Raw genomic sequence first — 19,315 nt, 5'->3', positions numbered from 1 at the left:
CCCCGGACTCCGGGACGTCGGTCTGGTCGCCGAAGACCTGCGGTGAGGCGACCGGCAGGTCGGCGTACCAGTCGTAGAACGACGTCATCACCCCGCCGAGCAGCTGGATGAAGCGCGACCCGGCGGCATAGGACACCATCGACATCGCCGGAATGGGCGAGAAACCCGCGATCCGGTCCGGCCCATGGGCTTTGATGGTGTGCACGTGGGCCGCGGCGACCATCTCGGTGGCCTCGGCCCAGCTCACGCGAACCAGCCCGCCCATGCCGCGCGCCTGCTGGTAGGTGCGCCGGCGCTGGGGATCGGCCTGGATGTCCGCCCAGGCCGCCACCGGATCGCCCAGGCGAGCCCTGGCCTCACGGAACATCTCCACCAGCACGCCGCGGGCGTAGGGGTAGCGGACCCGGGTCGGCGAGTAGGAGTACCAGGAGAACGAGGCGCCGCGCGGGCAGCCACGGGGCTCGTATTCGGGGCGGTCCGGGCCCACCGAGGGATAGTCGGTGGCCTGGTTCTCCCAGGTGATGATGCCGTCCTTGACGTAGATCTTCCACGAGCACGAGCCGGTGCAGTTGACCCCGTGGGTGGAGCGCACCACCTTGTCGTGGCTCCAGCGGTCCCGGTAGAAGATGTCGGCCGACCGCCCACCCCGGCGAGTGACGGTGCGCCCATCCGGCGAGACCTGGCCGGGGGTGAAGAACCGGCCGCTGCGTTCGAGCAGCTGCTCGAACGGCCCACCGATGTGCGCGGTGGGCGGCCGCGCTGCACGTGTCATCGGGATCTCCTTAGCGGGTAGCCGCGCTCCGACGGGTCATGTGCAGTCCGGAGCCGCCGCACACCATTTCAGGCCCGAAACACCAGCGTAGCGGGATATATCGCTCAACGACCCTTTTGCAGGGCAAGAATTAACCGAGCGTTTTCACCAGAGTGCCTGAGCCAGCTCGGGCAGCCAAGCCCGATCGGCCGGTACCCAGTCAACGTCGAGCAGCTGCACAGCCGTCACCCAGCGCAGGGCCTGATGGTCATGGGCCTGCGGCTCACCGGCGGTGACCCGCACGAGGTAGGCGCGCAAGGTCATGTCCGGGCCCAGCACCACGTCCGCGCCCAGGCGCTCGCCCACCGTGATCGCCCCGGGATCCAGGCCCAGCTCCTCGCCGAGCTCGCGCGCCAAGGCGGCCGGTTCGCTCTCGCCGGGCATGACTTTGCCGCCCGGCAGCTCCCAGCGACCGGCCAGCTCCGGCGGGCGGCGACGCTGCGCGATCAGCACCGCGGGCCCCGCGGGCGACGGCGCGACAACGGCTCCGGCGACGACGATCTGGGAGGTCATGGCGTGTGAGGCTATACCGTCCTACGGTCAGGTATGGCGTTGTTGACCGATGACCAGATAAACGAGGCACTGCCCGGCCTGCCGGGCTGGGAGCACACCGACGGCGCGTTGCGTCGCACGGTGAAATTCGGCTCGTTCCCCGCCGGCATCGAGGCGGTGCGCCGGGTCGCGCAGCGCGCCGAGGCGGCCGATCACCACCCCGACATCGACATACGATGGCGCACGGTGACTTTCGTCCTGGTGACTCACTCGGCCGGCGGGATCACCGACAAGGACGTGGCGATGGCCGGTGAGATCAACCGGATTCTGCAGACCTGACCCGCGAGGCCGCCATCCAGGCCAGGGTCACCAGCGCGCCGACGATGTAGACCAGACCGGCCCAGGCCAGGTACCACGGCCGGCCGTCCTGCCAGATCGTCGGCTGGAAGAAGCTCAGCAGCCAGGGCACCCCGATCAGGGTCAGCGCCAGCCACAGCCAGCCCAGTGTGCGGGCGCCCGGAAGACCGGCGCGGGGCCCGTGCAGCAGCCAGATCATCAGCGGCACCAGCCAGACCCAGTGATGCGTCCAGGAGATCGGGGACGCCAACAGCCCGAACAGCTCGACCACCAGCAGCGACCCGAGCGGATCGGGTCCGGACGGTCCGCTGTTGAGCGCCCGCCAGGCCAGCACCGCCAGCACCGCGGTGACGCCGATCGCGACCAGCACCGGCGTGCTGTAGCCCGCGTCGTGGCCGAGGATGCGCGAGATCCCGCCCCGCCACGACTGGTTGAAGGACGTGCCGATGGGGCCCACCCGGTGGGCGTCGCCGAGCAGCTCGGTGAAGTAGCGGCGGGCCTGATCCCCGGTGACCCACACCGAGACCGCGATGGTGCCGGCGAACACGACCGCCGAGCACACCGCCGCCGCCCACCGCCGCGCCCCGGCCAGGTACACCCCGGCGATCGCGGGGGTGAGTTTCACTCCGGCGGCCAGGCCCACCAAAAGCCCGGAGACCCACCATCGTCGGCTGTTGACCGCGGCGAGCACCGCCAGCACGAGGATCACGTTGATCTGGCCGTAGTCGAAGGTGCTGCGCAGCGGTTCGATCCAGATCCCCACCGCCGTCCACAGCATCGCGACCCGCCGGTCCCGACGGTTCAGCGAGGCTCGACGCAGGAGAGCCGAAGCTGGGACCGGCGCATCGACCCCGCGGTTCAGCGAGGCTCCCAGCAGGCGCTGACAGAGCCGCACCACGCCGTAGAGTGCGGCCACCGTCCCGATCTGCCATAGGAAGGCGACCAGGCCGAACGGCAGGAAGTGCAGCGGGTAGAACACCACCGCCGCGAACGGCGGGTAGGTGAAGGGCAGCGGGAAGTCGGGCGTCTGGTCGGCGTAGACGTAGTCGTAGAGACCGCCGGGCCGGGCCAGCGCGGCCGCGCCGCTGATGTAGACGTGCAGGTCGACGAAGTTGGCGCCGCGGGGGGTCAGGTAGGTCAAGGCCAGGCGCGCCGCGACGCTGGCGGTCAGCAGCAGCGGGGCCCACGCGATCAGGCGGGACGTGCGCGAGGGCGCAACCGGGGTGTCGAGGGTGGTGTCTACCGGCACGACTTTAGCGAACGGCCGATCGGTCACCGTCGAGGTTCGGGTCCGTAACGGTTCTATAAATCACACACGTGTCACTTGAGCCTCACCAGTAACAGGCTAGCTTCGTTTTCCAGGACGCCACCGCCGATGATTGGGGAAGTCATGTCGCGCCTGAAGACGCTGTTCCGCACGCCGCAGTTGACCATGCAGCGCGCCGCCGCCAAGGCCACCGTCGCCGCCGGATCGTCGGCCGTGCTGGTCTTCGGCGCCGTCAGCGGGGTGGCCCTGGCCGACCCGGCCATGCCGGCGTTGCCGTTGCCCGCCGCGGGATTCCCCGGACTGCCGGCCATCGAGCAGCTGAGCCCGGTGATTCAGCAGGCCGCCGCCGACCCCGCCGGAGCGACCTCCCTGCTGATGGCCGCGGCCGCCGCGTTCGCCGGAAACCCCGCCGCGACCCCCGACTCCCGGCAGGTGGCCGACTCGGTTGCGCAGTTCGTGCAGTCACCGCCCGAGGCCCTGTCGCCCCTGCACGTTCCGACCGCCGGCTCGGCTCCCGGCATGGTGGCCCACCTGCCCAGCGGCGTCGACCCGGCCAAGTCGGTGGGTCCGGTCGCCCAGGCGGCGCCGAGTGCCCCCGAAGCCCTGCCCGCGCCCGCCGAGGCCGTTCCGGCCGCCCCGGAGGCCCTCGCGGCAGCGCCCGACGCGGCGTCGGTGGCGCCCGGCGCCGACGCGGTGCCGACCGCCAATGCCGGATTCGGCCCGGACGCCCCGCCGACCCAGGACTTCATGTACCCGTCGCTGGGCCAGAACTGCTCCGCCGATGGCGGCAACGTCATCGCCACCGCCCTGTCGGTGGCCGGCCCCGCTACCATCCCCACCCCGGGCCCCAAGGCCGGCCAGACCGCCTACGTGTTCACCGCCGTGGGCACTCCCGGCCCGGCCGAGACGCAGAAGCTACCGCTGAACGTCACGTGGGTGAATCTGACCACCGGAAAGTCCGGCAGCGCAACGCTGCAGCCGCGCAGCGACATCAACCCCGAAGGGCCGACGACGCTGACCGCGATCGTCGACACCGGCTCGGGCAGCATCATGTCGACGATCTTCGGTCAGGTCAGCACCAAGGACCACCAGTGCAACTTCCTGCCCACCATCGGTTCGACGGTGGTGCCCTGAGCCGTCAGTAGGCAAACCTCCGACGCCGAGACCGACGTTTTGCATCAGTGCTCTCGCACTTCCTCTGCAAAACGTCGGTCTCGTTGCTATTGCAGGGACAGCGTCAGTAGGCCATGAAGAGGATGGCGTCCCGGTCGTAGCTCATGCCGGGATGCGCATCCGCAAGGTGCTTCTGGGTCAGGTCGACCAGATCGTCTTCGTCCTTGCCGACGATGGCCTCGCCACACGGACAGTTCAGGTGAGTTTTCACGTCGCCGCCTTTCCCTTGCTCTCTCGGGCCTGTTTCGCAGCCAATTTCTGGGCCTTCTTGGTGGACCGTACCTGCTGTAACGACGCCGCATCCACGACATCGGCGATCGACAGATGCGTGCCCGCTTCACCGTAGGCCCCGGCGGCCTCCCGCCATCCCGACGGGGTCACCCCGTACTGCTTGCCGAGCAGCGCCAGGAAGATCCGGGCCTTCTGCTCGCCGTAGCCGGGCAGCGCCTTGAGGCGTTTGAACACCTCGGCGCCGTCGGGTTCCCCGACCGTCCACAGGGCGGCGGTGTCACCCCCGTACTGCTCGCACACCGCCCTCGCCAGCGCCTGAACCCGGGCCGCCATCGAACCCGGGAACCGATGCACCGCAGGCTTTTCGGCGAACAATGCGGCGAACTCCTCGGGGTCGCGCGCGGCGATCTCGTTCGGGTCGAGCCCGCCCATCCGGTCGGCGATCTTCTTCGGGCCGGCGAAGGCGATTTCCATCGGGATCTGCTGGTCCAGCAACATCCCGACGAGCAACGCGAACGGTTCGGCGCTCAGCAGGGCATCGGCTTGCGGATCCCCGGCCAACTGCAGCATGGGCACGCGCTCAGTCTAGGGCCAAGCCTGTCGGCCACCGGCGGCAATGAGCATCCCAGCGACCGCAACGTTCCGGTGGCCTGTGTCGGTGGAGTGTGCGAGCGTGTAATCAGCATCCAGCGGACGCACCTCTTAGGAGAAAGACCATGAGACGGGCAGTGGCGGTTCTCTTCGCAGCAGCGGTCACCGCTGTGGCCTTGGCGCCGGCGGCCGGCGCGATACCCGAGCAGGGCACCCCGGAGTTCGACACCTACATGCAGGGCCTGGAACGCAACGGGTTCAACCTGAACCCCGACACCGCGTGGCGCGTCGCGCACCAGGCGTGCGAAGGCGGCCTTCCCGGCTTCATCGGGTGGGAACTCGCCGCCCAAGGGGTCGTCGGCCCGGGCGCCGATCAGCGCTTGATGGACGTGGCCCGCAAGTACGCGTGCCCCGTGCAGTAACTAACCGCTCTTACGGCGGAACTCCCGACGGCTCTCCACCGGTCCGTGCGACCGCGACTGCTTGGCTCCGGCGTCCTTGTGGTCGGATCCGCCGGCCGCCTTGGCGTTCTTGCGCTCTAACGCCTCGCGGAACTTGCGCTTGTTCTCGTCGGCGGCGGAATCTGACTCGGGCATACCCCGGAGCCTAGCGGTGATCCCCGGACCGGCGCAGCCCGTCTCAGCCAAATAGGGCCTCAGCGCACGCCGGGGGGCATGCCGTAGAGGTGGTGGATCGGCAGGGTCAGCAGCACCCGCCGGTCGGTCACCATGGCCTGGCGGTAATCGTCCCAGTCCGGATGCTCTCCGGCGATGCTGCGGTACAACTCGACCAGCGCCTCGACGGTGTCGTCGTCGGGGGCGCCGGCCGGCGGTGTCAGCTGGGCATCCCCCTCGGCGACGGCATAGGACCAGCCGTCATCTGAGCTGACCAGCAGCGACGCCCGAGAGTCGCGGCGCAGGTTGCGGGTCTTGGCGCGCGGCTCGGTGACCGACACCTGCACGGTGAGGGCCCGCGGATCGAAGTGGTACTGCACGTTGGACAGCTGCGGGCGCCCGTCGCGCTTGACGGTGGCCAGCACTCCCAGCGAGTTCCCGCTGATCACGGCCAGCAACTTGTCGTCGAACACCTGGCGCCCCATGATCGAAGCGTACCGACGCGCCGGTCCGTTGCCCGTGTTCTTCGGAGGATTGGAGTTCACCTCATGAGCCGGTATGCGCTGTTTCTGCGCGGCGTGAACGTCGGCGGGATCAAGCTCAAGATGCCCGACGTCGCCGCAGCGCTGCGCGACGCCGGATTCGACGAGGTCCGCACCCTGCTCGCCACCGGCAACGTGCTGGTGGACTCGCCGGCCAAACCCGCCGCGGTGCGGGCCACCGCCGAATCCGCGCTGCGGCAGCGCTTCGACTACCAGGCGTGGGTGCTGGTCTACGACGTCGACACGGTCCGCGAGATCGTGGCCGCGTACCCGTTCGAGGCCGCAGATCCCGGCCTGCAGTCCTATGTCACCTTCGTCTCCGACGACGCGGTGCTGGGCGAACTGGCTGAGCTCACCGACGGCGACGAGAAGATCACCCCCGGGGACGGGGTGCTCTACTGGCAGGTCCCCAAGGGCGACACCCTGACCAGCCCGGTGGGTAAGACTATGGGGGTCAAGCGCTACCAATCGGCCACCACGACCCGCAACCTGCGCACTCTGCACAAGGTGCTCGACTCCGCCGGCCGGTAAGGTCGCGCAGGTGGGCGAGGCACAGAAAGTCACCCTGACCGGGGTATCGGAAACAGCGCTGCTGACCTTGAACGCGCGGGCGAACGAGGCCCGCCGGCCCGACCGGATCCTCGATGATCCGATGGCGGTGCGACTGGTGGATTCGATCGACTTCGACTTCGCGAAATTCGGCACCACCCGCCAGGACATCCCGCTGCGGGCGCTGGGTATCGACACGCAGGCCCTGCGCTTTCTTCGCCAAAACCCTACGGGCACCGTGGTGGCCCTGGCCGAGGGCCTGCAGACCAGCTTCTGGCGGCTTAGCGAGGCCGTTCCGGATCCGCAATTCCGTTGGCTCACCGTCGATCTGCCCCCGGTCATCGCGATCCGCGAGCGGCTGCTCCCCGCGGAGCCACGGGTGTCGATCTGCGCCCAGTCCGCGCTGGACTACAGCTGGATGGACCTGGTCGACACCGCCGACGGCGTGTTCATCACCGCCGAGGGCCTGCTGATGTACCTGCAGCCCGACGAGGCGCTGGGCCTGATCGCCGAATGCGCCCGCCGCTTTCCCGGCGGCCGGATGGTCTTCGACCTGCCCCCGTCGTGGTTCGGCTGGCTGGTGCGCCAGGGCGTGCCGACCTCGCTGCGTTACCGGGCGCCGGCAATGCCGTTCACGCTGTCCGCGGCTGCCAGCGCCAAGCTGGTGAACACCGTGCCCGGGGTGCGGGCCGTGCACGATCTGCAGCTGCCGCGGGGACGGGGCCTGATGTTCAACACGCTGCTGCCCGCCGCCTACCGGTTGCGGGCGCTGGCCGATGTACGCCCGTCGCTGACTCTGCTGGAGTTCGGCTAACCCGCCCCGGCGCCGTCGAACGCGGCGTCGAGGTAGCGCAGGGCCTGGGCCTTATCCAATCCGACCGCGCGGGCCGCGGCGGCGAAAGCACCCGCGGCCTGTGCCATCGCCGCGTCTGCCGGATCGGTGCTGGCCACGAAAGTGCCGAAACGGCCACGGGTTTCGACAACGCCGCCGGCCTCCAGCTCGCGGTAGGCCCGCGCGACGGTGTTGACCGCCAGGCCCAGTTGGCCCGCCAGGTCGCGCACCGTGGGCAACCGGGTGCCTGCCGGCAGCGATCCGGCCCGGACCGCCTCGATCAGCTGCAGCCTGATCTGCTCGAACAGCGGCCCGTGGTGGTCCCCATCGATCTTCAGCAGGTCCGAGAAGTCCATTCGGCCAGTATCCCGCTATGTTGGTGGCGTGCGGGTGGTGGTGTTCAGCGGTGCAGGGATCTCAGCGGAGAGCGGGATACCTACATTCCGTGATGACGAGAAGGGCCTGTGGTCGCAGTACGACCCCTACGAGGTGTCCAGCATCGATGGCTGGAATCGGCAGCCGGCGCTGGTCTGGGGTTGGTATGTGTGGCGCTGCCAGCTGGCCCGCCGCTATGAGCCGAACCTGGGCCATACCGCGATCGCGGACTGGGAAAAGCACGCCGAGGTCCAGGTCATCACCCAGAACGTCGACAATCTGCACGAGCGCGGCGGCAGTTCCACGGTGCACCATCTGCACGGCCGGATGTTCACCTTCCGCTGCTCGGACTGCCATCAACCGCACGACACGCAGCTACCGGAGCTGGCGGAGCCAGTGCTCGAGATCATGCCGCCGCAGTGCGAGTGTGGCGGCTTGATCCGCCCCGACGTCGTGTGGTTCGGCGAGGACCTGCCCGACGGGCCGTGGAACGCCGCGGTGGAGGCCGTCGACAACTGCGACGTCATGGTCGTGGTCGGCACCTCCGGGGTGGTCTATCCGGCGGCCAGCCTGCCCGAACGGGCGCTGGACCTGGGCAAGACCGTCGTCCAGGTGAACCCCGAGCCCACGCCGCTGTCCGAGCGGGCCACGGTGCACCTGCTCACGACCGCCTCGGCGGCACTGCCGGGCATGGCGCAGCGGTTGCCGTTCCTGCTGCGCTGAGGCGCGCTCAGGCGGTGCGGCTGGCCGAGCCCAGCGCGAACTCCGACACCGGAACCGGCGCCCAGGCCGGGAATTGATGCCCGCGCCGCGACTCCGTGACGACGAATCCGGCTGCGGTGATCATCTGCTCGGTGTGGCGGTGGGTGTGGCAGTTGCCGAACAGCCGGGGCCAGAAGGTGGCGTCGGCCACCCGTTGCAGCCGGCCGCGTACCCCGGCGCTGGCGACGTGCTCGAAGTAGCGCAGCTCGCCGCCGGGCTTGAGCAAGGCGAATAGCTGGCGCAGGACGTCCTCGGGACGGTCCACCGAGCACAGGACCAGGGAGCACACGATCGCGTCGAAGGGCTCGCCGGCATCCAGGGCCTCGACGGTGCTGGCCAGTACGGTGACCGGCACCGGCGCGGAGCTCGCGGCCACCGTGGCGGCATCCCGCAACCGCGACTCGGGCTCGGCGGCCACCACCTCGGTCACGGTCTCGGGGTAAAAGCCGAAGTTGCTTCCGGTGCCGGCGCCGACCTCCAGCACACGCCCGGACAGGCCGGCCAGATTCTCCCGGCGCCGGTCGCGCAGCCATTCGGTCTCCCGGCTCGACATGAAGGTCCAGATCCGGGCGAACAGCGGGTTGTCCAGGGTGTCCGGTGCGCTCATGCCCGCCACCCTAGTCCGACGCCGCGGCGCCGGGCGCACCCATCCGGGCGGACCACGCGAGCCGTCTCGGCGGGGGCCGGCAAACCCTACCCGTCAGTAGTATTGCCACCATTTCCCGAAACGTGACTCAATGATTCCTTAATAGTGACCCATAGGCTCAGGGTCATGTGGATCGACGACATCAATGCCGACGTCATCAAGGTCGACTTCGAAGCCCTTTACCACGGCGATTTCCTCGTCGAGGGCGACACCTCGGAGCAGTTCGACGATTTTCATCTGCTTGCCAGTTAAGTGACCGGCGTCGCGACAGCGGCGCCGTTCCCTGTTGCGCCCATCGCGCGACGGCCCCAGCTCATCCGAGCCGGCGCCCTTCGTGAGTCCTTCTACTTCTGTTCCCCCGCCATTGACTCGTTGCCCGTCCGCGCGAGTTGCCGTGTCGCGGAAACGAGAAACGCCGAACGTGCAACCAGGGCGGAAAATCGGTCCAAATTCCGCCCTGATTACACGTTCGGCGCTGGCAAAGCCCCCGGCTGTCGCCGCTAAGCGACGTTCTCCTCGTCGTCGTCCTCGACGACCATGTCGCCCAGACGCCCCAGGATGATCTCCTCGGCCTCCGACACGATCCGCGAGACCAGCTCGTCGACGGTCGGAATGTCGTTGATCAGGCCCATCGCGGTACCGACTGTCCAGATGCCGGCGTCGATGTCGCCCTCGTCGAAGACGCGACGGCCGCGCACGCCCGCCACCAGTTCCTGCACGTCGGGGAACTGGCCGCCCTTGTTGAGGATCTCGACCACCTCACGCGACACCGCGTTGCTGGCCACCCGGGCGGTGTTGTGCAGCGACCGGAAGATCAACTCGGTGCCACGCTCGTCGCCGGCGACGATCGCTTCCTTGACGTTCTGGTGGATGCAGGACTCCACGGTGCACATGAACCGCGAGCCCATGTTGATGCCGTCGGCGCCCAGGGCCAGCGCCGCGACCAGGCCGCGGGCGTCGGCGAAGCCGCCGGAGGCGATCATCGGGATCTCGATCTGCGCGGCGGCGGCCGGGATCAGCACCAGTCCGGGAACGTCGTCTTCACCGGGGTGCCCGGCGCACTCGAACCCGTCGATGCTGATGCCGTCCACGCCGAGGCTCTGTGCCTTGACGGCGTGCCGCACCGAGGTGCACTTGTGCAGAACCTTGATGCCGTTGTCGTGGAACATCGGCAGGTGCGGCGCCGGGTTGGAGCCGGCCGTCTCGACGATCTTGATGCCGGCGTCGACGATGACCTGCCGGTACTCGTCGTAGGGCGGCGGGTTGATCGCCGGCAGGATGGTCAGGTTCACCCCGAACGGCTTGTCGGTGAGATCCCGGGTCTTGGCGATCTCGTTGGCCAGATCAGCCGGAGTCGGCTGGGTGAGCGCGGTGAGGAAACCCAATCCCCCGGCGTTGGCGACGGCTGCCACCAATTCCGCGCGGCCCACCCACTGCATGCCGCCCTGGGCGATGGGGTGTTCGACGCCGAACGCCTCGGTGAACTTCGTTTTGATGCTCATCTCACTCCTTACCTGGGGGCCATCCGGATCGCACCGTCGAGGCGGATGACCTCGCCGTTGAGCATCGGGTTGTTGATGATGTGCTCGGCCAAGGCCCCGTACTCGTCGGGGTCACCGAGCCGCGACGGGTGCGGCACCTGCGCACCGAGCGACTTCTGCGCCTCCTCGGGCAGCGATCCCAGCAGCGGGGTCTTGAACAGGCCCGGTGCGATGGTGCAGACCCGGATCAGTTCCCGCGACAGGTCCCGGGCGATCGGCAGGGTCATGCCGACCACGCCGCCCTTGGACGCCGAGTAGGCCGCCTGGCCGATCTGGCCCTCGAACGCCGCCACCGAGGCGGTGTTGATGATGACACCGCGCTCGCCGTTGATCGGCTCGGTCTTGGCGATCCGCTCGGCCGAGAGCCGCAGGACGTTGAACGTGCCGATCAGGTTCACCTGGATGATCTTGGTGAAGGCGTCCAGCGGGAACGCGCCGTCCTTGCTCAGCGTCTTGATCGCGTTGCCGATCCCGGCGCAGTTGACGTTGATCCGCACCGGACCAAGCGATTCCGCGACGTCCAGGGCTGCGGTGACGCCCTCGGGGTCGGCCACGTTGGCCTCCACGAAGCGAGCCCGGTCGCCGAGCTCGGCGACGACGTCCGCGCCCTTGAGGTCGATCACCACGACCAGCCCGCCGGCATCCAGCAGGCGCTTGGCGGTCGCCAAACCCAACCCGGAAGCACCGCCGGTGACAACGGCTACCGCGTCCTTGATCTGCACCCTTCTAGCCCCTCTCAGTCCCAACCATCTGGTTGGCCGGGACTATACCCAGTCGTCCAGGACGGTCTCGTTGTCGGCTCCCAGAACAGCCGGCGGCGTCGGGGTGCCGGGCACACTGCGGGAGAACCGCGGCGCGGGCATCGGCTGAAGATAACCGTTGACGTCGTAGAAGGTGTTGCGTTCGGCGATGTGCGAGTCAGACTCGACCTCGTTGAAGGCCAGCACCGGAGCCACGCAGGCGTCCGAGCCGGCGAACACCGCCGTCCAGTGGTCCCGGTCGTGGGCGGCGAACGCCTCGGTCAGCTTCGCCCGCAGCTGCGGCCAGCCGCTGACGTCGTTCTGCGCCGGCAGGTCGGCCGGGTCCAGTTCGAGCTTGGCCAGCAGTTCGGCATAGAACTGGGGCTCGATGGCGCCGACGGACATGTACTTGCCGTCGGAGCATTCGTAGGTGTCGTAGTAGGGCGCTCCGGTGTCGAGCATGTTCACGCCGCGCTCGTCGCTCCACATGCCCTGCGACCGGAAGCTCCACATCATCGCCGCGAGCACACTCGCCCCGTCGACCATCGCCGCGTCGATCACCTGCCCCTTGCCGGAGGTCTGCCGCTCCCACAGTGCGGCCAGAATGCCGACCAGCAGGAACATCGATCCACCGCCGAAGTCGCCGGCCAGGTTCAGCGGCGGGACCGGCTTCTCGCCGTTGCGCCCGATCGCGTGCAGCACCCCGGTGATCGAGATGTAGTTGATGTCGTGGCCGGCCTGCTGGGCGCGCGGGCCGCTCTGTCCCCAGCCGGTCATGCGGCCGTAGATGAGCCGTTCGTTGACCTTGGCGCAGTCCTCGGGGCCCAGGCCGAGGCGCTCGGTTACGCCCGGCCGGAAACCCTCGATCAGCACATCGGCTTTGGCGACCAGTTGCAGCACCAGGTCGCGGCCCTCCGGCGACTTGAGGTCCGCAGTCACCGAGCGGCGGTTGCGCAGCATGGCGTCCTTGCTGGGCCCGCCACCGAATTTCGGCGGCCGGTCCACCCGGACCACGTCGGCACCCAGGTCGCCGAGGATCATCGCCGCGTGCGGTCCCGGACCGATCCCGGCCAGCTCGATGACCCGCAGTCCCGCCAGTGGTCCCGCCATTTGTGCCTCCTCGTCGTAAGCCTGTGTGATCAGCATCCTAAGGTGAGGGCCATGACTGCAATCGACTCCGGCATCGACACCCTGGCTCCGGTGGCGGGCGTGTCCGTCACCCTGACCGACGGGGTGCTGGCGGTGACCATCGACCGCCCCGACAGCCTCAACTCGGTGACCACCGGAGTTCTGGCCGGGATCGCCGACGCCATGGAGGCGGCCGCCCGCGACCCGCGGGTGCGGGCGGTGCGCCTGGGCGGGGCGGGGCGCGGGTTCAGCTCCGGGGCGGGGATCGGCGCCGAGGACGCATCCGACGAACTGCCCACGGAGATCATCGTCGAGGCCAACCGCGCGATCCGGGCGATCGTCGCGTTGCCGCGGCCGGTGGTGGCGGTGGTGCAGGGCCCGGCCGCCGGTGTCGGGGTGTCGCTGGCCCTGGCCTGCGACCTGATCGTGGCCTCGGACAAGGCCTTTTTCCTGTTGGCGTTCACCAAGATCGGGCTGATGCCCGACGGCGGCGCCTCGGCGCTGGTGGCGGCGGCGGTCGGCCGGACCCGCGCCATGCGGCTGGCGCTGCTGGCCGAACGACTGTCGGCGGCCGAGGCCCTGGAATGGGGGCTGGTCTCCGCGGTCTACCCGGCCGAGGAGTTCGACGCCGAGGTGGACAAGCTGCTGGGCCGCTTGCTGGCCGGCCCCGCTGTGGCGCTGTCCAAGACCAAGCACGCCGTCAACGCCGCCACCTTGACCGAGCTGAACGCGGCCCTGGACCGGGAGTACGTCGGGCAGTCAATCCTGTTGAACAACCACGACTTCCGTGAGGGAGCGCGGGCGTTTCAGGAGCGGCGCTCGGCCAACTTCACCGACTCCTGACCGCAGGGGCTACATCCCGAACAGCGGCGGCAGCGCCAGGACCATCACCAGTCCCCAGACCAGGTGGGTCAACACCGGCGCCAGCACCCCGCCGGTGGCTCGGCGCTCCATGGCGCAGACGCTGCCGAGCACCAGTGCGGCCACCCCCACCATGAGGTTGCCCGCGGCCATCATCGCCGCAACGTAGAGCAGCGTGGAGAACACCAGCGGGGAGCGGCGACCGAAGGCGCTGAACAGCGCGCCGCGGAAGAAGATCTCTTCGGCGATCGCGTTGACGATCGCAATCAGCACCACCAGTCGCCAGGAGACTTCGGTGGTGTAGGCCAGGATCGCCACCACCTGATCGGCCAGCGGCGGAATCTCTTGCACCGCAAGCCCGCCCAGCAGGAACACTCCGCCGAGCACCAGGCCCACCCCGGTGCCGGTGAACACCGGCCGCTCATTGCGCCCGCGGAACCGCAACACCCCCAGGTGCAGGGGCCCGGCCACCACCGCCCCGACCGACCAGACCGCGGCCAGAACCAGCGACAACCAGTAGAACGACGGGTCGCCGGGAAGTTTGCTGTGCATGGCGCTCAGTACCGCTGCGCCGATCAGCACCACCACCGCGACCACGGCGCGACGACGCTGAACCACGGCTCGCGGTTCGTGATAGGGCGGGGCAACCCTGGTGATGATGTCGGTGATCTCGCGCAGCAAACCGGGGCGGGCATGGCTGATCTGAGTCATAGGAGGACGTCCCCTCAGCGGCGGGTTGAGCAACGTCCCTAAAACGTAGCGGCGAAACGGCGGCCGGTGGCCTAAATGCGCTAGTTCGCCCGATGGACTTCGGTCAGGTGCCGGTAGGCCGCGGCATTGAGCCGATTGTTGCCGACCTCGTCCTCGCTGAGTTCCCGCCGCACCTTCCCCGGCACCCCCGCGACCAGGGACCGCGGCGGCACCACCATCCCCTGCGGGACGACGGCACCCGCCGCGACCAGCGAGCCCTCGCCCACCACGGCACCGTTGAGGACGATTGCGCCCATGCCGATCAGGCAGTCGTCCTCGATGATGCAGCCGTGCAGCACCGCGTTGTGCCCGACGCTGACCCGCTCGCCCACCCGTACCGGGAACCCCGGGTCGACGTGGACGGTGACGCCGTCCTGGATGTTGGACTCCGCGCCGATCTCGATCGGTTCGACCTCGGCACGCAGCGTCGCCGAGTACCAAACGCTCGCCCGATCGGCCAGGCGAACCTGGCCGATCAGGCTGGCGTTGGGGGCAACCCAGGCCTCGGGGTGCAGCTGCGGGGCGTGATCCCCGATGGGGATCAGCAGCGGCTGTGGCCGGTCGCTCAACGCGCCTTCCACACCGGGGCACGCTTCTCGGCGAACGCCCGCGGCCCTTCCTTGGCGTCCTCGCTGCGCAGCACCGTGGTGAACTCCCGGCTGGTCCTGGCCCAGGCGGCCACCTCGTCGACGATGACGCCGTCATCGACCCCGTAGGCGATCCGCTTGGTGGCCTGCACCGACAGCGGTGCGTTGACGGTGATGCGTTCGGCCAGCTCCAGTGCGGCTTCCAGCGCCTTGCCGTCCTCCACCACCTGGTTGACCAATCCCCACCGGGACGCATCCGCCGCCGAGATCGGCTCCCCGGTGTACAGCAGTTCCAGGGCCACCTTGCGGGGCAGCTGGTCGACGATGCGGAACACCCCGCCCGCTCCGGCGACCAGACCCCGCTTGACCTCGGGCAGCCCGAACTGGGCGCGCTGCTCGGCGATCACCAGGTCGCTGGCCAGCGCCAGCTCGGTGCCGCCGCCCAGGGCGGTGCCGTTGACCGCGGCGATGGTCGGCTTGTCGATGAAGTGCTGCACGTACCCGGCGAAACCCCATTCCGGGTGTTCGGAGTGGTAGATGTTCTCCCGGTTGGCGATCGCCTTGAGGTCGGCGCCGGCACTGAACGACTTGTCGCCGGCACCGGTGAGCACCACGGCGCGCACCTCGTCGTCGTTCTGCGCCAGCTCCAGGGCGTCTCCGACGCCCTGGCTCACCGCGCCGTTGATCGCGTTGCGCGCCTCGGGCCGGTTGATCGTGACCAGCAGTACGTTGCCGCGCCGCTCTACCAGAACGGCCGCGTCACTCACAGCAGCTCCAGAATGGTGGCGTTCGCCTGCCCGCCGCCCTCGCACATGGTCTGCAGACCGTAGCGAATCCCGTTGGCGCGCATGTGGTACAGCAGCGTGGTCATGATCCGGGCACCGGAACCGCCGAGCGGGTGGCCCAGCGCGATCGCCCCGCCGTTGGGGTTGAGCTTCTTCGGGTCGGCACCGATGTCGGCGAGCCAGGCCATGGGCACCGGGGCGAACGCCTCGTTGACCTCGAAGGCCCCGATGTCGTCAACGCTGAGGCCAGACCGCTGCAGGGCCTTCTGCGTGGCCGGGATCGGCGCGGACAGCATCATCACCGGGTCGGAGCCGGCCAGCGTCGCGGTGTGCACCCGGGCCAGCGGGGTCAGACCCAGCTCCTTGGCCTTCTCCGCCGACATGAACAGCAGCGCCGCCGAGCCGTCGGAGATCTGGCTGGAGTTGCCGGCGTGGATGACGCCGTCCTCTTTGAAGGCGGGCTTGAGCTGGCCCATCTTCTCCAAGGTGGTGCCGCGGCGAATGCCCTCGTCTTCGCTGATGACGTTGCCCTCGGGGTCGGTGATCGAGACGATCTCGTCCTTGAAGGCGCCCGCGTCCTGGGCGGCAGCGGCCTTTTCGTGCGATGCCAGCGCGAACTCGTCGAGCGCAGTCCGGCTCAGGCCCCACTTGGTGGCCATCATCTCGGCACCGATGCCCTGGTTGGGGGTCTGCTCGTAGCGCGCCTTGAAGGACTCGCCGTAGGGCCGGCCGCCGTTGGCCAGCGAGGAGCCCATCGGGGTGCGCGACATCGACTCGACGCCACCGGCGACGACGACGTCGTAGTGTCCGGCGATCACACCGGCGGCGGCGAAGTGCACCGACTGCTGGCTCGACCCACACTGGCGGTCCACGGTCACCGCGGGGACGCTCTCGGGCCAGCCCGCGCTCAGCACGGCGGTGCGGCCGATGTCCAGCGCCTGCTCACCGGCCTGCATGACGCAGCCCCAGATCACGTCGTCGACGAGCGCCGGGTCCACACCGGCCCGCGTGACCAGACCATTGAGGACCTGGGCGGACAGCTCCGCGGGGTGCACCCCCGACAGTCCACCGTTGCGCTTGCCGACTGGCGAACGCACCGCTTCCACAATGACGGCTTCAGCCATGGTGCTCCTTCGTTCAACGAGGTGTAGTTGACCTCGATTGTCAACCAACCGGTAGGCGGAGGCCCAAGGGGGGTGTGCATCGACCCGTCAGGCCACGGGATCGAACTCCAGATGCAGGTCCTGCAGCCCCCGCATGATGAACGTCGGCTCGAAGTTGAAGTGCCGCGCTTCCGGGCTGCCGTGCTTGTCCTCGTTGATCCGGATGTCGGCCATCCGATCCAGGATGCGGTGCAGCGAGATCCTGCCCTCGGCGCGGGCCAGCGGAGATCCGGGGCACGAGTGCACGCCGCGACCGAACGCCACATGCTCACGCACATTGGGCCGGTCGATCCGGAACTCGGCGGGTTCGTCGAACTTGCGCGGATCGCGGTTGCTCGCCCCGGGCAGCAGCATGACGGTGCTGCCGGCGCGCACGGTGGTCTCCCCGACCGTCGTCGTGGTGCGCGCCATCCGGAAGTGTGCCTTGACCGGGCTCTCGGTGCGCAACGTCTCCTCCAGGAACACCGGGATGCGGTCGCGGTCCTCCCGGAGCAGCGACTGAATGTCCGGGCGTTCGGCGATCACCCGCAGACCGGCGCTGAGCAACTTGACGGTGGTCTCCTGGCCCGCGGCGAACAGGAAGGTGGCCAGCCGCACCACGTCGATGATCTCGGGTGTCGACCCGTCGTCGTACTTGGCCTGGGCCAGCTGAGTCAGCACGTCGCCCCGCGGACGCTCGCGGCGGTCCTCGATGTACGCGTAGAAACGCTCATCGAGCCACTGCAGCGGATTGTGCGAGATGGGGTCCTCGTCCAGGGCGCCCACCTGCTCACCGGCCATCACCTGCCGGAAGTCCCGGTGATCGGCCTCGGGCACCCCGAGCAGGTCGGCGATGACGAGCATCGAGAACGGTTTGGCGTAGTCTTCGATGAACTCACACCGGCCCTTGGCGACGAACCTGTCGAGTTGTTCATCGGCGAGCCGCCACATGAACTCCTCGTTCTCCTTGAGTCGTTTCGGGGTCAGCAGACGGCTCAGCAGCCCCCGCGTCCGGGTGTGCTCCGGCGGGTCCTGGGTGACTATGTGCTCACTCATCGGGATCTCGTGCCGGTGCGCATCGATCAGGTCCCCGACGTCGTCGCCGTCGACGTCGAACGACAGCCCCGAGAACGGTCCGGCGACCGATACGCACGCCGAGAAAGCCGGATCTCTATACACGGCAAGGGCTTCGGCGTGCCCCGTGACGGCCAGTACGCCCAGCTGTGGTTGGTGCGCGACCGGGCACTTGGCCCGCAGGCTGTCGAAGAAAGGGTATGGGTCGGGGATCAACGACTGGTCGCTGAAGAAGTCGACCGATTCGAATTCGCTCACAGCGCGCCTCCTACGCTAGTCACTGCACCATCTCGGTCACGGCGGTTACCTGTGCGCCAGTGATGTCCATGATCTGATCGATGTTCTCGGCGATGTCTTCGGCGGTCAGCGGTGTTCGCACGATGCCGGCCGTGCGAATCACGGCGATCCGTGCCACCCCGCCCATCCCGACCTGCAGTACCTCGCCGTTGAGCGGACAGGTCTCGTGGGCCAGGAATGCCGCTGCCGGCGCGCACAATTCGGGCGGCATGCTGGCGTTGATGGTGGCCATGACGTCGGTGGGAATGGACAGTTGGGCGGCCACGGAATCCGAGTGCGCCGCAGACATCCGGGTGAATGCGCGCGGGGCGACGGCGTTGACCCGGATGCCGTGTGCGATGCCCTCGGTCGCCAGATTGCGGGTCAGGCCGAACACCCCGGCCTTGGCGGCACCGTAACTGGTCAGTTCCGAGATGCCGCCCAGCATGGCCTCGGAGACGGTGTTGACGACGCGGCCGTAGCCGGCGGCGATGAAATGCGGCCACGCGGCCCGCGTCACCAGCAGGGTGCCGAAGAAGTGCACCTCCAACATGGTGCGGAACCGTTCGACCGTCAAGTCCTCGAACAGGTCCGGGTCGTGGATGCCGGCGTTGTTGACCAGCACGTCGATACGCCCGAACGTCTCGACCGCGGTGTCGATGATCATCTGTGCGCCTTGCGGTTGCGCAACAGAGGCAAAGCATGCGACCGCCTCGCCACCGCTGTCGGTGATCTCGCGCACCACCTCCTCTGCCGGCGCCGAAGACGAGCCGTCACCGTCGATGCCGGCGCCGTAGTCCGCCACCACCACACGCGCGCCTTTGGCCGCCAGCAGAATCGCGTGACTACGTCCCACCCCGCGTCCCGCGCCGGTGACCACCGCGACGCGCCCGTCGAATCGCAACGGACTCACGGCACGTCGAAGAGGACGGGCAGCGCGGTCGGCGACCGGAACACCTGTCCGCGGATATGCGGGTCGCCCCCGTCGGGGTCGAGCCGCAGGTTGGGCAACCGGTCGAACATCAGGCCCAGCGCGTCGCGCATCTCCATACGGGCCAGGTGGCTGCCCAGACACACATGCGCGCCGTGGCCCCACGACGCGTGGACCTTGGACTCGCGGAAGATGTCGAACACGTTGGGGTCGCGGTAGCGCTCCTCCTGACGGTTGGCGGCGCCCAACATCGGCATC

27 protein-coding genes are annotated in these 19,315 nt (G+C 68.9%); 8 read left to right on the top strand and 19 right to left on the bottom strand.

Features of this window, described 5'->3' with window-relative positions:
* Together LI92_RS21855 and LI92_RS14040 are read right to left on the bottom strand one after the other, a co-directional pair.
* A partial coding sequence (locus LI92_RS21855) for a molybdopterin-dependent oxidoreductase (RefSeq protein ID WP_152665480.1) occupies positions 1-772 on the bottom strand: 772 nt, incomplete at its 3' end.
* Between the two features lie 144 nt (positions 773-916).
* Positions 917-1,324 (bottom strand): (deoxy)nucleoside triphosphate pyrophosphohydrolase, encoded by a 408-nt coding sequence (locus LI92_RS14040; protein ID WP_046319856.1) that lies wholly within the window; start codon positions 1,322-1,324, stop codon positions 917-919.
* A 33-nt stretch (positions 1,325-1,357) separates the two neighbouring features.
* Here LI92_RS14040 and LI92_RS14035 point away from each other — a divergent pair, with 33 nt between their 5' ends.
* On the top strand, positions 1,358-1,642 hold the full coding sequence (locus LI92_RS14035; protein ID WP_046319854.1) for a 4a-hydroxytetrahydrobiopterin dehydratase: 285 nt from the start codon (positions 1,358-1,360) through the stop codon (positions 1,640-1,642).
* On the opposite strand, the gene LI92_RS14030 is transcribed toward LI92_RS14035, so the two are convergent.
* Complete coding sequence (locus tag LI92_RS14030; protein WP_286135095.1) at positions 1,620-2,909, bottom strand: mannosyltransferase; 1,290 nt, start codon at positions 2,907-2,909, stop codon at positions 1,620-1,622. The two genes, LI92_RS14035 and LI92_RS14030, sit on opposite strands and share 23 nt — an antisense overlap.
* Before the next feature lie 141 nt (positions 2,910-3,050).
* Here LI92_RS14030 and LI92_RS14025 point away from each other — a divergent pair, with 141 nt between their 5' ends.
* On the top strand, positions 3,051-4,061 hold the full coding sequence (locus LI92_RS14025; protein WP_152665478.1) for an Rv1157c family protein: 1,011 nt from the start codon (positions 3,051-3,053) through the stop codon (positions 4,059-4,061).
* A gap of 103 nt (positions 4,062-4,164) precedes the next feature.
* On the opposite strand, the gene LI92_RS22390 is transcribed toward LI92_RS14025, so the two are convergent.
* Both LI92_RS22390 and LI92_RS14020 read right to left on the bottom strand, forming a co-directional pair.
* Positions 4,165-4,311, bottom strand: a complete 147-nt coding sequence (locus tag LI92_RS22390) for a hypothetical protein (protein ID WP_019737787.1) — start codon at positions 4,309-4,311, stop codon at positions 4,165-4,167.
* Positions 4,308-4,907: an HhH-GPD-type base excision DNA repair protein gene (locus tag LI92_RS14020; RefSeq protein ID WP_152665477.1), complete on the bottom strand. Its 600-nt coding sequence runs from the start codon at positions 4,905-4,907 to the stop codon at positions 4,308-4,310. The genes LI92_RS22390 and LI92_RS14020 overlap by 4 nt, the downstream gene beginning before the upstream one ends.
* A 140-nt stretch (positions 4,908-5,047) precedes the next feature.
* Between LI92_RS14020 and LI92_RS14015 the strand changes: the two genes are divergently transcribed.
* Positions 5,048-5,344, top strand: a complete 297-nt coding sequence (locus LI92_RS14015) for a hypothetical protein (protein ID WP_046319850.1) — start codon at positions 5,048-5,050, stop codon at positions 5,342-5,344.
* Here the strand turns inward: LI92_RS14015 and LI92_RS23140 are convergent, their stop codons facing one another.
* Together LI92_RS23140 and LI92_RS14010 are read right to left on the bottom strand one after the other, a co-directional pair.
* The gene (locus LI92_RS23140) at positions 5,345-5,518 is read right to left on the bottom strand and encodes a DUF5302 domain-containing protein (RefSeq protein ID WP_109560933.1); all 174 of its coding nucleotides are present in this window, start codon (positions 5,516-5,518) and stop codon (positions 5,345-5,347) included.
* Positions 5,519-5,577: 59 nt separating this feature from the next.
* The gene (locus LI92_RS14010) at positions 5,578-6,021 is read right to left on the bottom strand and encodes a PPOX class F420-dependent oxidoreductase (RefSeq protein ID WP_046319849.1); all 444 of its coding nucleotides are present in this window, start codon (positions 6,019-6,021) and stop codon (positions 5,578-5,580) included.
* A 63-nt stretch (positions 6,022-6,084) separates the two neighbouring features.
* Between LI92_RS14010 and LI92_RS14005 the strand changes: the two genes are divergently transcribed.
* Together LI92_RS14005 and LI92_RS14000 are read left to right on the top strand one after the other, a co-directional pair.
* Positions 6,085-6,609, top strand: coding sequence for a DUF1697 domain-containing protein (locus tag LI92_RS14005; RefSeq protein WP_046319848.1), 525 nt, complete (start codon positions 6,085-6,087; stop codon positions 6,607-6,609).
* Positions 6,610-6,619: 10 nt separating this feature from the next.
* Positions 6,620-7,441 (top strand): class I SAM-dependent methyltransferase, encoded by an 822-nt coding sequence (locus LI92_RS14000; protein WP_046319845.1) that lies wholly within the window; start codon positions 6,620-6,622, stop codon positions 7,439-7,441.
* Here LI92_RS14000 and LI92_RS13995 read toward each other — a convergent pair.
* The gene (locus LI92_RS13995) at positions 7,438-7,815 is read right to left on the bottom strand and encodes an Rv1152 family transcriptional regulator (RefSeq protein ID WP_046319842.1); all 378 of its coding nucleotides are present in this window, start codon (positions 7,813-7,815) and stop codon (positions 7,438-7,440) included. The genes LI92_RS14000 and LI92_RS13995 overlap by 4 nt on opposite strands.
* Positions 7,816-7,843: 28 nt before the next feature.
* Here LI92_RS13995 and LI92_RS13990 point away from each other — a divergent pair, with 28 nt between their 5' ends.
* Entirely contained in the window at positions 7,844-8,557 is a 714-nt protein-coding gene (locus LI92_RS13990; protein WP_046319839.1) for an SIR2 family NAD-dependent protein deacylase, read from the top strand.
* A 7-nt stretch (positions 8,558-8,564) separates the two neighbouring features.
* On the opposite strand, the gene LI92_RS13985 is transcribed toward LI92_RS13990, so the two are convergent.
* Positions 8,565-9,203: a class I SAM-dependent methyltransferase gene (locus LI92_RS13985; protein WP_046319834.1), complete on the bottom strand. Its 639-nt coding sequence runs from the start codon at positions 9,201-9,203 to the stop codon at positions 8,565-8,567.
* A gap of 165 nt (positions 9,204-9,368) precedes the next feature.
* Between LI92_RS13985 and LI92_RS24355 the strand changes: the two genes are divergently transcribed.
* Entirely contained in the window at positions 9,369-9,494 is a 126-nt protein-coding gene (locus LI92_RS24355) for a hypothetical protein (RefSeq protein ID WP_152665476.1), read from the top strand.
* A 248-nt stretch (positions 9,495-9,742) separates the two neighbouring features.
* On the opposite strand, the gene LI92_RS13980 is transcribed toward LI92_RS24355, so the two are convergent.
* Genes LI92_RS13980 through LI92_RS13970 form a run of 3 tightly spaced genes read right to left on the bottom strand, consistent with a single transcriptional unit; the run spans position 9,743 to position 12,633 of the window.
* Positions 9,743-10,744 carry an NAD(P)H-dependent flavin oxidoreductase gene (locus tag LI92_RS13980; protein WP_046319832.1) on the bottom strand — a complete coding sequence of 334 codons (1,002 nt, stop codon included), beginning with the start codon at positions 10,742-10,744 and terminating at the stop codon, positions 9,743-9,745.
* 8 nt (positions 10,745-10,752) lie between these two features.
* On the bottom strand, positions 10,753-11,505 hold the full coding sequence (locus LI92_RS13975) for a 3-hydroxyacyl-CoA dehydrogenase (RefSeq protein ID WP_046319830.1): 753 nt from the start codon (positions 11,503-11,505) through the stop codon (positions 10,753-10,755).
* A gap of 42 nt (positions 11,506-11,547) precedes the next feature.
* On the bottom strand, positions 11,548-12,633 hold the full coding sequence (locus tag LI92_RS13970; protein ID WP_046319861.1) for a CaiB/BaiF CoA transferase family protein: 1,086 nt from the start codon (positions 12,631-12,633) through the stop codon (positions 11,548-11,550).
* A gap of 51 nt (positions 12,634-12,684) precedes the next feature.
* Here LI92_RS13970 and LI92_RS13965 point away from each other — a divergent pair, with 51 nt between their 5' ends.
* Positions 12,685-13,494 (top strand): enoyl-CoA hydratase, encoded by an 810-nt coding sequence (locus LI92_RS13965; protein ID WP_046319828.1) that lies wholly within the window; start codon positions 12,685-12,687, stop codon positions 13,492-13,494.
* Between the two features lie 9 nt (positions 13,495-13,503).
* Here LI92_RS13965 and LI92_RS13960 read toward each other — a convergent pair whose 3' ends face one another.
* The 7 genes from LI92_RS13960 to LI92_RS13930 form a co-directional block, all read right to left on the bottom strand.
* Entirely contained in the window at positions 13,504-14,223 is a 720-nt protein-coding gene (locus tag LI92_RS13960) for a CPBP family intramembrane glutamic endopeptidase (RefSeq protein ID WP_046319827.1), read from the bottom strand.
* 80 nt (positions 14,224-14,303) lie between these two features.
* Positions 14,304-14,831, bottom strand: coding sequence for a gamma carbonic anhydrase family protein (locus LI92_RS13955; protein ID WP_046319859.1), 528 nt, complete (start codon positions 14,829-14,831; stop codon positions 14,304-14,306).
* Positions 14,828-15,616 carry a crotonase/enoyl-CoA hydratase family protein gene (locus LI92_RS13950; protein ID WP_046319825.1) on the bottom strand — a complete coding sequence of 263 codons (789 nt, stop codon included), beginning with the start codon at positions 15,614-15,616 and terminating at the stop codon, positions 14,828-14,830. Before LI92_RS13950 ends, LI92_RS13955 begins: the two co-directional genes overlap by 4 nt.
* Positions 15,613-16,758 (bottom strand): thiolase family protein, encoded by a 1,146-nt coding sequence (locus LI92_RS13945; RefSeq protein ID WP_046319824.1) that lies wholly within the window; start codon positions 16,756-16,758, stop codon positions 15,613-15,615. Before LI92_RS13945 ends, LI92_RS13950 begins: the two co-directional genes overlap by 4 nt.
* Positions 16,759-16,845: 87 nt before the next feature.
* On the bottom strand, positions 16,846-18,108 hold the full coding sequence (locus tag LI92_RS13940) for a cytochrome P450 (protein ID WP_046319823.1): 1,263 nt from the start codon (positions 18,106-18,108) through the stop codon (positions 16,846-16,848).
* 19 nt (positions 18,109-18,127) lie between these two features.
* Positions 18,128-19,039: an SDR family NAD(P)-dependent oxidoreductase gene (locus LI92_RS13935; protein WP_046319822.1), complete on the bottom strand. Its 912-nt coding sequence runs from the start codon at positions 19,037-19,039 to the stop codon at positions 18,128-18,130.
* On the bottom strand, positions 19,036-19,315 hold a 280-nt coding region (locus LI92_RS13930), incomplete at its 5' end, for a cytochrome P450 (protein ID WP_046319821.1). The genes LI92_RS13930 and LI92_RS13935, both read right to left, overlap by 4 nt.

This window comes from Mycobacterium sp. UM_Kg1 (genome assembly GCF_000972925.1).
Taxonomy (GTDB): domain Bacteria; phylum Actinomycetota; class Actinomycetes; order Mycobacteriales; family Mycobacteriaceae; genus Mycobacterium; species Mycobacterium hiberniae.
The sequence above is the reverse complement of the archived record's forward strand: the minus strand, read 5'-3'. Positions and strand labels throughout refer to the sequence as shown.

Excerpts from the sequence above, each read along its gene's own strand:
- LI92_RS14040 (WP_046319856.1), bottom strand. The coding sequence starts at position 1,324 with ATGACCTCCCAGATCGTCGTCGCCGGAGCCGTTGTCGCGCCGTCGCCC.
- LI92_RS14035 (WP_046319854.1), top strand. The coding sequence starts at position 1,358 with ATGGCGTTGTTGACCGATGACCAGATAAACGAGGCACTGCCCGGCCTG.
- LI92_RS14025 (WP_152665478.1), top strand. The coding sequence starts at position 3,051 with ATGTCGCGCCTGAAGACGCTGTTCCGCACGCCGCAGTTGACCATGCAG.
- LI92_RS14015 (WP_046319850.1), top strand. The coding sequence starts at position 5,048 with ATGAGACGGGCAGTGGCGGTTCTCTTCGCAGCAGCGGTCACCGCTGTG.
- LI92_RS23140 (WP_109560933.1), bottom strand. The coding sequence starts at position 5,518 with ATGCCCGAGTCAGATTCCGCCGCCGACGAGAACAAGCGCAAGTTCCGC.
- LI92_RS14010 (WP_046319849.1), bottom strand. The coding sequence starts at position 6,021 with ATGGGGCGCCAGGTGTTCGACGACAAGTTGCTGGCCGTGATCAGCGGG.
- LI92_RS14005 (WP_046319848.1), top strand. The coding sequence starts at position 6,085 with ATGAGCCGGTATGCGCTGTTTCTGCGCGGCGTGAACGTCGGCGGGATC.
- LI92_RS13995 (WP_046319842.1), bottom strand. The coding sequence starts at position 7,815 with ATGGACTTCTCGGACCTGCTGAAGATCGATGGGGACCACCACGGGCCG.
- LI92_RS13985 (WP_046319834.1), bottom strand. The coding sequence starts at position 9,203 with ATGAGCGCACCGGACACCCTGGACAACCCGCTGTTCGCCCGGATCTGG.
- LI92_RS24355 (WP_152665476.1), top strand. The coding sequence starts at position 9,369 with ATGTGGATCGACGACATCAATGCCGACGTCATCAAGGTCGACTTCGAA.
- LI92_RS13980 (WP_046319832.1), bottom strand. The coding sequence starts at position 10,744 with ATGAGCATCAAAACGAAGTTCACCGAGGCGTTCGGCGTCGAACACCCC.
- LI92_RS13970 (WP_046319861.1), bottom strand. The coding sequence starts at position 12,633 with ATGGCGGGACCACTGGCGGGACTGCGGGTCATCGAGCTGGCCGGGATC.
- LI92_RS13965 (WP_046319828.1), top strand. The coding sequence starts at position 12,685 with ATGACTGCAATCGACTCCGGCATCGACACCCTGGCTCCGGTGGCGGGC.
- LI92_RS13960 (WP_046319827.1), bottom strand. The coding sequence starts at position 14,223 with ATGACTCAGATCAGCCATGCCCGCCCCGGTTTGCTGCGCGAGATCACC.
- LI92_RS13945 (WP_046319824.1), bottom strand. The coding sequence starts at position 16,758 with ATGGCTGAAGCCGTCATTGTGGAAGCGGTGCGTTCGCCAGTCGGCAAG.